This window comes from Roseomonas sp. OT10, from assembly GCF_020991085.1.
GTDB lineage: Bacteria > Pseudomonadota > Alphaproteobacteria > Acetobacterales > Acetobacteraceae > Roseomonas > Roseomonas cutis.
In genome coordinates this window covers 4,029,622-4,042,882 of record NZ_CP087719.1, presented here as the reverse complement: position 1 = coordinate 4,042,882, position 13,261 = coordinate 4,029,622, and the positions used below count along the sequence as shown (strand labels likewise).

The 13,261-nt window shown below is 73.8% G+C and carries 14 protein-coding genes; 1 reads left to right on the top strand and 13 read right to left on the bottom strand.

Annotated features, from left to right (window positions below; genetic code table 11):
* Window positions 1-120: 120 nt before the first annotated feature.
* The gene (locus LPC08_RS18410) at window positions 121-597 is read right to left on the bottom strand and encodes a cell wall hydrolase (RefSeq protein ID WP_230449688.1); all 477 of its coding nucleotides are present in this window, start codon (window positions 595-597) and stop codon (window positions 121-123) included.
* Complete coding sequence (locus LPC08_RS18405) at window positions 597-929, bottom strand: hypothetical protein (protein ID WP_230449687.1); 333 nt, start codon at window positions 927-929, stop codon at window positions 597-599. Before LPC08_RS18405 ends, LPC08_RS18410 begins: the two co-directional genes overlap by 1 nt.
* A 75-nt stretch (window positions 930-1,004) precedes the next feature.
* Here LPC08_RS18405 and LPC08_RS18400 point away from each other — a divergent pair, with 75 nt between their 5' ends.
* Window positions 1,005-1,229, top strand: a complete 225-nt coding sequence (locus LPC08_RS18400; RefSeq protein ID WP_230449686.1) for a hypothetical protein — start codon at window positions 1,005-1,007, stop codon at window positions 1,227-1,229.
* Window positions 1,230-1,586: 357 nt separating this feature from the next.
* On the opposite strand, the gene terL is transcribed toward LPC08_RS18400, so the two are convergent.
* The 11 genes from terL to LPC08_RS18345 all read right to left on the bottom strand — a co-directional run bounded on the left by terL (window position 1,587) and on the right by LPC08_RS18345 (window position 13,224).
* Window positions 1,587-3,035: a phage terminase large subunit gene (terL, locus tag LPC08_RS18395; protein WP_230449685.1), complete on the bottom strand. Its 1,449-nt coding sequence runs from the start codon at window positions 3,033-3,035 to the stop codon at window positions 1,587-1,589.
* Window positions 3,022-3,360 carry a hypothetical protein gene (locus LPC08_RS18390; RefSeq protein WP_230449684.1) on the bottom strand — a complete coding sequence of 113 codons (339 nt, stop codon included), beginning with the start codon at window positions 3,358-3,360 and terminating at the stop codon, window positions 3,022-3,024. Before LPC08_RS18390 ends, terL begins: the two co-directional genes overlap by 14 nt.
* Window positions 3,361-3,362: 2 nt before the next feature.
* The gene (locus LPC08_RS18385) at window positions 3,363-5,726 is read right to left on the bottom strand and encodes a glycosyl hydrolase family 28-related protein (RefSeq protein WP_230449683.1); all 2,364 of its coding nucleotides are present in this window, start codon (window positions 5,724-5,726) and stop codon (window positions 3,363-3,365) included.
* Between the two features lie 36 nt (window positions 5,727-5,762).
* Entirely contained in the window at window positions 5,763-6,203 is a 441-nt protein-coding gene (locus tag LPC08_RS18380; protein WP_230449682.1) for a hypothetical protein, read from the bottom strand.
* Window positions 6,203-8,083 (bottom strand): phage tail protein, encoded by a 1,881-nt coding sequence (locus LPC08_RS18375; RefSeq protein WP_230449681.1) that lies wholly within the window; start codon window positions 8,081-8,083, stop codon window positions 6,203-6,205. The genes LPC08_RS18380 and LPC08_RS18375 overlap by 1 nt, the downstream gene beginning before the upstream one ends.
* Before the next feature lie 6 nt (window positions 8,084-8,089).
* Entirely contained in the window at window positions 8,090-8,656 is a 567-nt protein-coding gene (locus LPC08_RS18370; protein WP_230449680.1) for a phage connector family protein, read from the bottom strand.
* A gap of 367 nt (window positions 8,657-9,023) precedes the next feature.
* Window positions 9,024-9,857 carry a phage capsid protein gene (locus LPC08_RS18365; RefSeq protein WP_230449679.1) on the bottom strand — a complete coding sequence of 278 codons (834 nt, stop codon included), beginning with the start codon at window positions 9,855-9,857 and terminating at the stop codon, window positions 9,024-9,026.
* Between the two features lie 357 nt (window positions 9,858-10,214).
* On the bottom strand, window positions 10,215-10,964 hold the full coding sequence (locus tag LPC08_RS18360; RefSeq protein WP_230449678.1) for a capsid assembly protein: 750 nt from the start codon (window positions 10,962-10,964) through the stop codon (window positions 10,215-10,217).
* Window positions 10,965-10,972: 8 nt separating this feature from the next.
* Window positions 10,973-12,382: a portal protein gene (locus LPC08_RS18355; protein ID WP_230449677.1), complete on the bottom strand. Its 1,410-nt coding sequence runs from the start codon at window positions 12,380-12,382 to the stop codon at window positions 10,973-10,975.
* 5 nt (window positions 12,383-12,387) lie between these two features.
* Complete coding sequence (locus LPC08_RS18350) at window positions 12,388-12,615, bottom strand: hypothetical protein (RefSeq protein ID WP_230449676.1); 228 nt, start codon at window positions 12,613-12,615, stop codon at window positions 12,388-12,390.
* A 141-nt stretch (window positions 12,616-12,756) separates the two neighbouring features.
* A complete protein-coding gene (locus LPC08_RS18345; protein ID WP_230449675.1) occupies window positions 12,757-13,224 on the bottom strand; it encodes a hypothetical protein in 468 nt (155 codons plus the stop codon).
* Window positions 13,225-13,261 lie beyond the last annotated feature (37 nt).

Sequence of the window (13,261 nt, the reverse complement as noted above, 5' to 3'; positions counted from 1 at the left end):
ACGTTGCATGGTTTCCTCCGCGTGCGGCCGTTGCGGCCGCTGGGGGACGGAAGGTTCCATGCCGGCCGGTGCCGGGCAACGTGGCGCGCGGCCCCCGGCCCGTCCGGCCTCCCCCAAGGGTCAGGCCAGTGCCAGCGCCGGCCAGGAGGCCGGCACAGGCGGCGCACCCGGCACCGGGCGGTAGAAGACCAGCCCGCCCAGGGCGGCGAGCGGCGCTTCCGCCCTGGCCCAACCGGGCAGGACCGTCTCCTCGTGGTAGTGGGTGGCGCCTCCGGTCGGGTCGGGCAGCACGCCGGCGATGGCGCGGGCGGCGATGCGGCGGCAGATCGCCATGGCCGGGTCCGCCGGCGGTACGGCCCGCAGCACCGTATGGCGCGGATGGCGCGGGTTCCAGCAGGGGAAGTGGAAGGGCGCGCGGCAGACCGCCTCCACGCCCACCCCCCATTCCGGCCGCCCGGCGGCGAGGCGGTTCATCACCAGCGCGGCCAGCGCCTCGATCGCGCGCACCGGGCGTCCCCCGGCCTCGGCATAGAGGGTGAGGGACAGCACCGCGGCCTCGCGGGACCGGATGGCGACGGAATGCGGGGTGGCGCGCATCAGCGGTCCTCCTGCATCGCCTCGATCCGGGCGGCGGCGATGGTGGCGGAGCGGGTGGCCTCGTCCAGCTTGTGCTCGATGCGCAGCAGGTGCTGCGTCAGCCGCTGGTCCACGTCGCGGATCAGCGACAGCGGCACGTAGGTCCGCGCCACCTCCAGCTTGAAGGCGGACAGGTCGTCGCGCGTCCGCTCCAGCATGCCCGAATCGGCGCAGGAGGCCTCCGGCAGGGAGGACAGGCCGCGGCGCAGGCCGTGCAGCATCCAGGCGAGCGCGGCCATGAGCGGCGCCTCCACCGCGGTGGAGATCCACTGCGGCTCGAACGGCGTGGGCATCGGTCGACCCTCCTCGGGGCCAGGGGTTGATGATGACGGGTTGAAGGAGTGCCGGGCCCGCGCCACACAGGAGCGATGTGGAACGAGCCCTACCTGGAGACCTGCTGCCGCTCCGCCCTGCACCGGCTGCGGCAGATGGGCGCGGCCGGACGACCCGCCGGGCTGGTGGACCAGCCTTGCCTGGAACGCCTGTCCGGCATGGGCTTCGCCCGGCTGAACGGCACCGGCCGCTTCGAGATCACCCCCGACGGGGTGGCCCGGCACGACAGTGAGATCCTAAAGCGGAAGGCGGCGGCGTAGCGTGGTGCCCGTGGCCCGGGGGCAAGGCTCCGCCTCGCCCCCGATGCCCCCACTCCGCCAGGACCCTGCGGGCCCTGGACCCATTTGGCGCTGCCGCGGGACAGCCTGATACGGGGTCGAGGCGCCGAGGAGCCATGCTCCTCGGCGGGTACGGCCTCCGCCCTCACTGACGCCTTCTGAAGCTTTTTGGGAGTCCCGCCTGTCCGCGCTCTGTCAGGGTTCAGCCCGCAGGCTGACGGCAGCCGCGTAGAGCCAATTCCCAGCGGGGACCGGGGCCCGCTTGTGGCCCCGGCAGGGGAGGGCCCGGGAGGGGACAGCGTCCCCTCCCGGCCACGGGGGCGGCGGCCGGAACCGACCTCACCCCGCCCCATGCCACCCCGCCCCACGCGGCGCCGGCGGCAGGCCGGGCAGCCGCACCGGCTCGGCCAGCAGGCAGCCCGCCACCGCGTCGAGCGCGTCGTCGCGCGCCCCGGCCGCCTCCGGGCGCCAGGCCGCCATCTCCTGCGGGAAAGGGGTGCGGAACACCTCCTCCCGCGCATGCAGGCGGCGGGCGGCGAGCACCGGGTCCAGGGCGGAGAGGATGCGCTCCCGCTTGGGGCGGGTGCTGGCGTGTTCCACCACGGCACAGGCGGCCCCGGCGCGCGCCAGCTCCCGCCGCAGCAGGGCGGGGAGGAAGCGGCCGAGGCCGTTGGTCTCCACCCGGATGACGGGCAGCAGCAGCGCGCGGGCGATGGCCGCGACCTGGGCGCATTGCTGCGTGGCCGGGTCGGGCTGGGCGTCCGGGTCGTGGGTGAGGTAGGCGAGGCGGTGGAGGTAGTGGTGCCCCTCCGCATCGCCGTAGACGGCGGCCAGCACGCTGGCGTCGCCCTGGCCGGGGCGGCCATAGGCGGGGTCCCAGAAGCCGCCGCCGGAGACCAGCCGCCGGCCGAGCAGGGACAGGACGGGCCGGCCATGCGCCTCGGCGTAGTGCGTGTCCTCGGCGTAGCGGACGATCAGCGCGGGATCGAGCCGCGCCGCGGCCTCGCTGACCGCGTCCAGCAGCATCTGCCGGGCGAAGTGCAGCGGCCCAACGCGGGTGCGCAGCGCCTCGATCACCGGCAGCGGGAAGCGCTCGGGCCAGGCGGAGCGGCCGGCGGCGTCGAGCAGCGGCAGGCGCAGGCGGCGGTAGCCGGCGAGGAAGGCGCCCTCCTCGCCCGGCGGGCGGTAGAGCGTGTCCGCGCAATGCGGCGTGCCGACATAGAGCACCGTGCCGCCAGGGGTCAGTACGAACTCCGTCTCGGCCAGGCGCTCGCGCAGCTCGGCGCGCTTGGCAGGCGTGTCGCAGTTGCCCGCCACCTCCACGTCGTCGCAGACGATCACCTCCGCCCGCGCGCCGGTGATGTTGCCGCCGATCCCGGCCGCGAGCATGGACGGGTCGCGCAACGCCCCCTCGCGCTTGACGGTGAAGCGGTCCGCCGCCCAACTTCCCGACCCCTGGGCACCGGCACCGTCCGGCAGCAGCGGGCGGCAGAGCGGGTGGCGGGTGAGGATTCGCCGCACCGTCGCGACCATCTTCGTCGCCAGCGCGTGGTCGGCCGCCAGCACCAGGATGCGCGTCTGCGGGTCGCGCGCCAGGCGCCAGGCGCACCACAGCCCGACCAAGGTGGACTTGCCGCAGCCGCGGAAGGCGAGCAGCAGCAGCCGGTGGTCCCCGGCCGCGTGCCGCGCGTCCATCCAGCGCGCGATGCGCCGGTGCACGCCCGGCGTGTCCTGGCCGAGGCGGGTGTTCCAGAGCCAGACGAATTCCAGGAAGTCAGCCTGTGTCATCGTCCGGCTCGTCCTCCTCCGTGCAATCGGCCGCGATGGCGGCGCGGGCCTGGGTGAGCAGGGCGTCCGGGCAGTCGCCGGACGCGGCCTGGCCGGCGGCCGCGCTGCGGGCCAGCTTCAGCAGGTGCTCCAGATGCGCCAGCGCCGTCTTCGCCGCGGCGTGGTGCGCGGCGAAGGCCTTCGGGTCCTCGTGCACGCCCTCGATCGGGGTGCGCGAGACGAAGGCCTCGTAATCGGCGAGGACGCGGCGGATGGCGGTGCGGAGGTCCTCCGGCGAGACGATCCCGCCGGTGTCCCGTTCCGGGGGCGTGGGACTTCCCGCCATGCTCAGAGCCGCGGCTTGACGGCACGGACGCGGAGGGTGCCGTTGCCGAGCGACATCGCAATGGCGCCTCCGCTGATGTTCTGCGCCGTCACCTTCACCTGGTTGGCGCTCGCGCTGCCCCCGACGACGGCATGCAGGACCGCGCCGCCATTCTGGTAGTTCTGGTCGCCGGCAGCATTGACCCCGACATAGGATGCCTGAACGAAGTCTCCCTGGCGCACCCCCGGCAGCGTGACCTCCCGTTGCGCGATGGCTCCGGCCGCAAGGGTTCCCGGATTCCAGCCCGTATCCACCACCGTGTACTCGCGCGTTCCCCAGCGCCGGCTGCCGCCGTAGATCAGCGTCGGCGCGTAGAGAGGGGCGCAGTAGAGGCGCAGCGCCCGCAGCACCGCGTCCGAGGTGCCGCCGCGCACGCCGATCGCTGCGAACCTGGCACTGTCATGCAGGGTGACGCGCTGGAGGCGGTTCATCGCGATGCCGCCCACCAGGCTGTCCAGATTGACGTTCCCTTCCCAGAAGTAGGAGGGGCTGCCGGCCCAGACGGCGTTCATGTTGGAGAACAGCACCGGCGTGGTGTCCGTCAGTACGGCCTCCGAGGCATCGAACTGCACCACCACCGGGCGCAGCGACGTGCCCTCGGCCGCCAGGAAGAACTCCTTGCACTCGCTGGCATCGACGACGAAGGCGAGGGCGCGGCTGGTCGGCAGGCCGACATGGTCGGGGTTCAGGCCGATCGAGGACAGGCCCGCGAAGACGAGGGCGTTCAGCGTGGTCGGCGACCCGTTGGGATTGCCGGAGAGCACGCCCATCTCCTCGAAGCCGATGCCGTCCGCCGCATCGACGGTCTGCCGGAACGCCCTGGCCCGCACGTTCTCGGCGGCCGCGATCAGGCGCGGCGCGCCCTGGGCCGCCGTCGCCTGGTGCAGCGGGACCACCGTGCCGCCGGCGCGCGTCGCGGTGGAGGTGTATTCCACGGTGGTGCCGGTGAAGGCGTAGGTGCCCGTGTAGCTGACCTCGTAGAGGCAGTCGCTGGCGCCCCCGGCATGGCGCGCGACGTGCGGACTGCACGCCTCCATGCGCACGCCGCGCGCCACGATGCCGCGCTCGTCCCCCGCCTCCAGCAGGAAGGGGATGGCGGCCACGGTGCCGGGCGTGCCCTGGCGCTGCAGCTCGAAGGCCGGGCCCATGAAGAGATGCGCGTTGTGCCGGGGATAGGCCCCCGGCTCGCAGGAGAAGCGCACCCCGAAGCGGTCCATCGTGGGATGCGTGCCGGAGGCATTGGCGAAATGCCCGCCCTGGTAGCGGATGCTGTTGTTCCAGCCGGCCGCGCTGCCGGTGCGCACGTCCAGCCCGATCCGGTTGTTCACCAGCCGGCCGAGCTGCACCGTGCTGTCCTCGAAGCCGATGGCGTCGCCCAGGGTGCGCAGGCCGATGGTGAAGCCCTCGACCTGACGCACGTCCAGCAGGCCGGCATCCATGTTGCGCGCCAGCACGCCGATGTCGCGTTCGTCCGTCCAGGAGGCGAGCGTCGCGCGCAGCACGCGGATGCCCTGGTACGCCTTGGCCAGGTTGCGCGTGCTGCCGCCCTCGCCCAGCGTCAGCGCGGCATTGCCGTCCGGGCCGGCATAGAGGATGGCGCCGCGCATGGACAGGCCGGCGGCCGCGCCCGGCAGCACCAGCGGCATGGTGGTGCGGAAGGTGCCCTCGCCGATCTCCAGCACCTTGCCCGCCGCGGCCGCCGCGTTCATCGCCGCCTGGAGCGCCGGGCCGTCATCGGTGACGGAATCCCCCGTGGCGCCGAAGTCGCGCGCCGAGAGGATCTCGGCCAGCTTGTCCTCCACCGTGCGGGGAATGCCGCCGGGGAAGGGGACGGAGAGGGTGGTCTCGCCGCGCGAGAAGACGGCGAGGTCGCCGGTGGAATCGAAGCCCAGCAGCCGGTTCGCGCGCGCCGGCTTCAGCGGCAGGACCAGCCGCCCGCCCGCCTCGCCCGGGTCCAGCCGGATGGTGCCGGTCAGGTCCTCCGACACCTCCTGCAAGGCGGCGGTCTGGCGATCCAGCTCGTCGTTCAGCGTGTTGGCGCGCAGCACGCCGTTGGGCTGGAAGTCGGTGGTGCGGTCGATGCGCAGGCGGCGGCGGAGCAGCACCTGTGCCCCCGGGGCCGGCGGCACCGCGAAGGCGACGGTGCCGCCCTCGGACTCGCCCGCGCCGGCAACGGCGAAGCCGCTGCCCAGCAGCAGCCCGTCCACCCGCACCTCCAGATCGGCGATGTCGAAGATCGGGAAGGGGTAGACGAAGACGGTCTGGCCGCCGCTGGCCACGTAGTGCACGCGCGGCGCGACGTCGCCGATGCGGATGTGCTCGGCCATGGGGGTCTCCGGAAAGAGGTGTGCGGAAGGGGAGGCTCAGTCCAGCAGCGAGCGCGCGGCGCCGGCGAAGGTGGAACCGGCGCGCAGCCAGGTCGTCAGCGATCCGTCGGTGTTGAGCAGCGAGCGGCGCCCGGCGGCGAGGCGGGCATCGCGCAGCGCCTCGTCCTCGCCCGCATCGGCGGCCGCGTCCTGGCGCAACCCGTCCGCCACTGCGGCCGCCGACCCCTCATCGGCAGAGAGGCCCGAGGCGCCGGCGCGGGCGCGGACGGAGGCGAGGGTGCGCTCCAGCGTGTCCTGGCGGGACCGGTCGTCGGCGCTCGCCTGGACCGCCGCGGCCTGGAGGCGGGCCGTCTCCTGCTCCTGCGCCGCCTTCGCCTGGGCCTTGGCGTTGGCGCTCTGCACCTGCGCCTGGCGGGCGGTGGAGTAGACGGACAGGCCGGTGCCCACCAGCGCCGCCACGGGGGCAAGCTGTGCCATCAGTCGGTCATCCTCGTGTCGGTGGTGACGGAGAGCAGGGTGAAGGCGAGCGGCGCCTCGCCCTCGATGCGCCAGAGCGGGCGCATGGCGTCGCGCCGCCAGCCGATCGCGCGCAGCGTCACGTCGCCGGTGAAGCGCGGCGGCGTGGCGTCGAGCATCGGCGTGTCCAGCCGGCGCAGCGGCACGGGCCTCGCGCCGCGTCCCACATCGACCGACAGCGCCCGCGTCTCCAGCAGGCGGAAGGTCGCGCTGACCAGCCGGCGCGGCCCGCCGGTCACGCCGGGCGCGCCCGCCGCCTCGGCCGGCAGCGGCTCGATCTCGTGGCGGAAGGGCAGGCCGACCTCGACCGCCGAGGCGGCGTCGTCCAGCGTCACCGCGCCGCCCGCCACCGGCTGCGGCGCGACCGGCGCATCGTCGGCCAAGATGGCGACGGTCGCGCCGTTCAGGTGCGAGAGCCCCTTCCAGCGGTCCTGCGGCGTCGCCGCCGTGCCGGTCAGTGCGGCGTCCGTGGCGAGTGCCGGGTCGAAGCGTTCCAGCCGCGGCGTGCCGAAGCGTTCCACCACGGCCCAGACCACGCCGTCGATCTCGGCCAGCGAACGGAAGGTGCCGGCCGTCTCCTGCGCGGTCCAGGCGGTGATCGCCTCGGCGCGGTAGAGGGTCAGCGTCGCCAGGCTGCCATCCGCCATGGCGACGTGCAGCAGCCGGCGCCGCTGGTCATAGGCGGTGGCGACGGGCGTGTTCAGCAGGTGCCCCGCGGTGATGGCGAGGTCGCCCGCCTGATAGGCCTGCGACACCTCCGTATAGGCGAACTCCACCACGGACTGGCCGGAGCGGGCGACGAAGATGGTGCTGCCGTCCACGTCCACCGGCGCGATCATGCGGTCCACCGGGGAGCCGATGCGGGTCTGCCGGGTGAGCTGGATCGAGGCCGGGGTCAGCGGGTCGCCCGTCACCATCCACTCCGCCCCCGAGGTGAAGACCTGGAGATGGCGGCCGGAGAAGACGGCGCGGATCGCGTTCACCTGGTCGGAGACGAGGCCGAACTCGATCCCCTGGTCGTCCAGGCCCGTGCCCAGGTCGAAATCCGCGAGGTCCCCGGAGCGCGAGAGCCACAGCCGGTTCGGCAGGTCGCGCGAGCCGCCCAGCACCAGCCGGTCCTGGTGGAAGCCGGCGCAGACCGGCCAGCCGCGCGCGCCGGAGAAGGCGTGCTCGTCCCAGTTCAGCGTCGCGCTCCCGGCCGGCAGGGTCTCCTCGACCGTCGCGGTCGCGGTGTTGCCGTTCACGACGCCGGTGATCCGCACGCGGCTGCCGTTGACGCGGAACAGCGCGCCGACATGGCCCGGCAGGAAGACGTCCGCGCTGGTCGTCAGTGTCGTGGCGCCGGTCAGCGCGCTGGACGCCAGGGACACCTCGCCCGGCGCGAAGCGGTAGAAAGGCGCGCGCGAGAAGGCGAAGCCCTGCACCGTCCAGCTCGCGTGCCCCGTGCGGGTGATGCGCTGCGGCGGCATCTCCGGGTGGAAGAGCAGCAGCGTGTCCGCGTTCTGGGTCCAGGCCAGGTTCGGCAGCATCGCCGCCGTCCAGGGGCCCGGCACGCCGGCGACCTGCGCGTCGCCCATGAAGACGCGCATCTCGCCCGGCAGGAAGGCGAGGAGGTAGGTCTGCTCCGTGTTGAACTCGAAGCTCGCCAGCCGCGCCACCGCCGGCAGCGTGGCGACGTGGCGCAGGCCCGGGCGCCGCGTCACCCCGCCCGTGGGCTGGAGCAGCACGTTGCGCAGCCGGCGCGCGCCGTTCTCATAGGCGCGCGTGTCGCCGCGCCCCAGCATCTCGGGCGCCAGTTCGCCGGCGGTGAAGGAGGTCTTGGCGCGAAGGCTTCCGGCCATGGCGCGTCAGCCCCGCACGTCGATCAGCGGGAAGCCCTCGATCGCCTGGATCGTGTGCTGCTGGCTGTCGGTCAGGCGGGCCTCGCGGAACTCGCTGCCGGCCAGGCGCTGGAGCATCTCGGCGCGCGCGGTGCTGTCGGTCAGCGGAATGCAGAACTCGGCGGCCAGGCGCGCCACCAGCGCCGCGGCGAAGTGCGGCGGGAAGGCGCTCTCGTCCGGGCGGAACAGGTAGGTCAGCACCACCCGGTCGGTGTCGGCGTGCAGCCGCTTCTCGTGGATGCGGTAGTCCAGGCCCCGGCCACGCAGCGTGCCGGCGGAGAGGATGCGCAGGCAGTTCGCCGGAAGCTGGAAGGCGGCGCCGGTCCCATCCACCGGCACGTCGAGCAGGCGCGGCAGCACCATCTGCCCGGTGGCGAAGGACCAGGGATGGGCGGCCAGCAGCGCGTCGCGCGTGCCGGGATAGAGGTTGGCGGCGACCTCCGCCTCGGCGGTGCCCTCCTCGAAGGAGGCGACGGGCTGGGCGCCGATGCGCAGCAGGACGCGCGAGCAGAGGACGAGGGCGGAAAGCGCCATCCGGGTCGGCTCCAGAAAGGGTGGGGACGGAAAGGGCCGCCGGCACAGCCGCGAACGCCCCGCGCAAGGCGGGACAGGCGGCGCACCGGCGGCCCGGAACACGCGGCGCCGGGGGGCCGCCGCGCGTATGCTGTGTTCGGCGTGGGAACCAGGGAGGGCTTCGCCCCCCTGGACCCCCCACCAGGAGCAGAGCCCCTGGACCCCCATTCACAAAGGCGCCGGCGGTCACCGGCGCCACTCTTTTACGAAGATGGGTCCAGGGGCTCTGCTCCTGGCGGGGGTGCAGGGGGCAGAGCCCCCTGCGTGTCCGACGCGCGCCGCACCGCGACGCGCATCCGCCGGCTACTCCTTCGCGCGCATCCGCCGATTATTCCTTCGCGCGCATCCGCACGACGCCGTTCGGGTCGATCAGCACGGCGCCCTGGCTCATCATGTTGTTCACGAAGTGGGCGGCGCGGTCGCCGTGCCAGGTGATGTCGGTCGCGACTTCCTGGGCCACGGCGTGGCCGATGGCGGTGCGGTGGTAGAAGTAGCAGTCGCGCAGGCTGCCGGTCTTGGTCAGGCCGGAATGCGGCATCCAGGTCGCGCCGAGCCACTTCTTCGCCTGGGTGCCCTTCCAGGGCAGGTCGGCGTCGCCGACGTAGTTGGCGTTGGCGAACTCCTGGATCTGGAGCAGCTGCGACCACTGCTTCCAGCCGACGATGGCGAAGCGCTGGCCGTCATCCGGCACGTCCGCCAGGCCGAGCATCTCGAAGGCGAGGAGGACCTTCGCCAGCGTCAGCCCGTCATTGTCGGTCTGGCCGGTGCCCGTGCCCACCGCCTCCTGAGTCGCGGTGTTCAGCGCGGCGATGATCAGCTCGTCCGTCTTGCGGCCCAGCGCATAGGCGCCGGCATTGGCGACCACGGCGCGCTCGTCGATCGCGACCTTGATCTCGTCCAGCCGGTCGATCCACTCGCCGGCGTAGTAGTCCTGCAGGAAGCACTCGGCATTGCTATGGTCCAGGTTCATCACCGGCACCATGCCGGCGCGCACCTTGGCCGCCGCCACTCCGGTGCCGATGCGCGGGAAGACGGTGGAGGAGCCCTTCACGCCCGTCTTGGAGCGCACGGTGGGGCGCAGCTTGCTGCCCTGGCGCTGGTAGGCCTCATGCACCTCGGCCTCGAACTGCTTGATGAAGGCGACGTCGATCTGTCCGGGCACTCGCGTTCTCCGCTGTGGGTCTGGGGGGAAGCGCCGCATGCCCGGTTCCCCCCGAGGCGGGGGCCGGGCACGCGGCGCGAACGACGAGCGCCCGGCGGCGCCTGGGGCGCGGCCGGGTTCTGCTCATCGGAAAGGTGGAAATGGACGGGGGCGGGCGGCGTCAGGGGGGATAGTGAGACGCCACCCGCCCCCGCATGCCGGACCGCCCGAGGGGGGGAGGCGGGTCCGGCGCGACGGTGTCTCGGTCTGCCTCAGGGGGGATGCGCGGGCAGGACCTCGGCGACCGTCGAGGAGCGATCTGAGTCAGCAACGCGACTCATGAAGGAAGAGTTGGCGCATGACTCACGACTTGTCGCATCAACCGCCCGTGAGGCGGCGGAATCCCTCGGTCACGCGCTTCACGAATTCCGGCTCGCGCGTCCGCCAGTAGCGCGGGTCGCGCATCATCCGGCGCAGCCCGGCTTCGTCGTCCGGCTCCGGCGCCTCCGCGCTGCGGGCCATGGACGGCTCGGCCTTCTGCATCATGCCGTGCAGGGCCATCACCCCCTCGGCGGTGGTGGAGAGGGCGGCGAAGACCTCGGCCGGCAGGTTGGCCTTGCCCCAGGCGGCGATCTGCTGCGCGACGCGGGCGAAGCGCTCCTCGCCGCCGAACCGCTCGCGCAGGCGGTCGAGCTGGCGCTGCGCCTCGTAGCCCGCGGCGGCCTCGGCCACGATCGGCAGCAGCCGCTCCGCCGCCAGGTCGTAGACGAGCTGCGCCTGGGCGGGGGTGAAGCCCGCCGCGTGCAGCTTCGCGTTCACCTCGGGGTCGGCGCCGCAGAGCGCATGCTTCGAGGCGATCTCATAGCCCTCCGGCGCCTCGGGCACCCCCATGGCGCGGAGGAAGGCGATCCGCTCCTCCTCCGGGCTGTCGGGGCCGGGCGGCGCGAAGCCGCCGCGCTGGGACAGCTTGCGCTCCAGCTCGCGATACGACTTCAGCAGCGCCTCCACCCGCAGCGTGCCCGTCTCGGCATCCCAGAACTTCTCGGGGATCCCGGGGGGGCGGGCACCGGCGGGCGGCGCCTCCTCTCCGCCCGTCTCCTGGGCGGCGTCCAGCAGGCTCTCGGACATGCGCGGGATCACTCCTCGGTGATGGCGTTGACGGGCCGCAGCACCTCGGCTGGGGCGGCGAGGGTGCGGGCCAGATGGCGGGCAGCGGCGGGCAGGTCGACCTGTGCGGCCGCTTCCGCCCCCATGGCGGCAACGGCTTGCAGGAACAGCATCAGGTTCGCGGCGTCGGCGCGCCCTTGCACCCGCGCCAGCGGCGACTGGTAGGAGAGCTGCGCCTCGCGCCCGTCCAGCACCACCGGCGGCACCTCGCCGCGGCGGCGCAGGATGGACAGGCAGCGCCCGACCAGCGGCGTCAGCAGCTCCGACTGCAAGCGGCCATAGGTGGCGCCGAGCAGGCGCGCGGTCTCCGCGCTGCGCTCCAGCACCTCCGTCGCCGTCATCTTCGCGTCCTGCGGCCGGCCCAGCCGGTCGGCGAGCAGCGCGGTGCGGATGCGCCCGCGCAGGTCGGCGAGCACGATCTGCGACATGTCGAAGTTGCCGGGCGCCGCCAGCGGCGTGAGGCCGGCCGAGCCCGGCGCCTTGGGGATGATCGCCCCGGGCACCAGCCGCACCGTGGCGGGGTTCAGCACCCCGTCGTCATCGGCCTGCCAGATGCCGGTCGCGGCGATCGAGGCGTTCTTCAGCACCAGCTCCACCACCTTGTTGGCGGTGCGGATGTCCGGCAGTGCCTTCATCACCGGGCCGCGGCCATAGGTCTCGCCGGGCGCCTTCATCCAGCGGAAGGCGATGAAGGGCGGCTGGGCGAAGCGGCCGCGCGCCAGCAGGGTGCCGCGCCCGTCCCGCTCCAGCACGGCGGCGAAGCCATAGCCGGCGGCGTCGGGCCAGACCGCCTCGACCACCTGGAAGCGCTCGCCCTCCTCCGCGGCCGGCAGGCGGGCGCCGGGGAAGCGCGCGGCGAGTGTCGGCGCATCGAGGCGGGCAGCGCGGAACACCATGTCCAGCCGGCCGGAGGGCCCTTCCTCCAGCACGCATTCGCGCAGCGGCACCGCCTGGATGCGCAGCGCGGAGGGCTCGCCGGGCGGCGCCTCCTCCACCAGCACCACGCCCGTCCCGGCCACCACCAGGTCGAGGAAGGCCTGGTGCAGCTCGGTCGCGAAGGCGGAGCGGTCGAGATGGCCCTGAAGCGCCTCCACCGTCTGCTCCAGCACCTCGGCCGCCGCCGGGCCGTCCGGGCCCGCGGCCAGCTCGCGGCCGGGGGTCAGGCCGAACCAGCGCGACCAGGGCGGGCAGAGCTCGGCCAGTAGCGAGGCCGCCAGCTGTTCCGCCGCATCCGCCGCGGTGGCGTCGTAGAGCGTCGGCCCGCCGGCGCCGGGGGTGGCGGAGAGGACGTGGTCGTAGCATTCGCGCCAGACCCCCTCCCAGGGGCGGCGGGCCTCCAGCGCGGCGGCGTGGCGGGCGAGGATCTCGGCGGGCGTCATGCGGCTCACTCCCCGAGCAGGGTCTTGCGGCCCGCCAGCGGCAGGCTGGACAGCGGCGTGACCACCCCCCGATCGGAGGTGGCGATGGTGCCCGCCACGCCGCGCCGCGCCCGCTCCCGCGGGGCCTCGGCGGGGGCTGGGGCGGCGCTGGCCGCGGTGGCCACGGGGACCGTCGTGGCGGTCTGGGCGACGGGAAGCGTCACCGGCTTCGGGGCGCGGAACAGGCCACCCATGCGCGCGGAACCTCCTGGTTGGTGAAGGAGCCTCCCGAAAGGCCGCGGGCCCGGCCCGGAGTGATCCGGAGCCGGGCCCGCGAAGGTGGGGATCGGGAGGAGAGGTCAGCGGGCGCAGCTCGCCCGTTGACGAGAGAGGTCTTACATCCTCGCCTGCAGGGTAGTCAAGAATATTTTCCTAGAAATTTTCTCCTGCCGATCCAGCCCGCGGAACAGGCCGAAAGGCGTCACCGCCCGTGGCGCCCCAGGGCCCAGCAGCGCCCGGCACAGGCTGACGCAGGAGAAGGGCGAGAGCCAGGGACGGCGGGCGCGCGGAGCGGCAGGCCGGAACGGACCCAGCACCGTGCACCCGGCCCGGCGCCAGAAGCCCGGCAGGTCGAAACCACCCGGCGCGTCCAGCCGGGTGACCAGCAGCCGCCCGGACAGCGGGTCCAGCACCGTCCAGCCGGACCCGTCGCGCAGCGCCGCGAAGCAGTGGCGGAATCCCGGCCGCAGCAGGCGCAGCCAGAGTTGGTCGGCGCGACCGCCGAAGCCGATCCACACCTCCTGCGCCTCGGCGTGACGGAGGTGCGACCGCCGCCCCGACCCGGTCGCCGCGGCGGGCGACATGCCCGGTGCGGCAAGGCCAACCGGTTGATCCGGATCG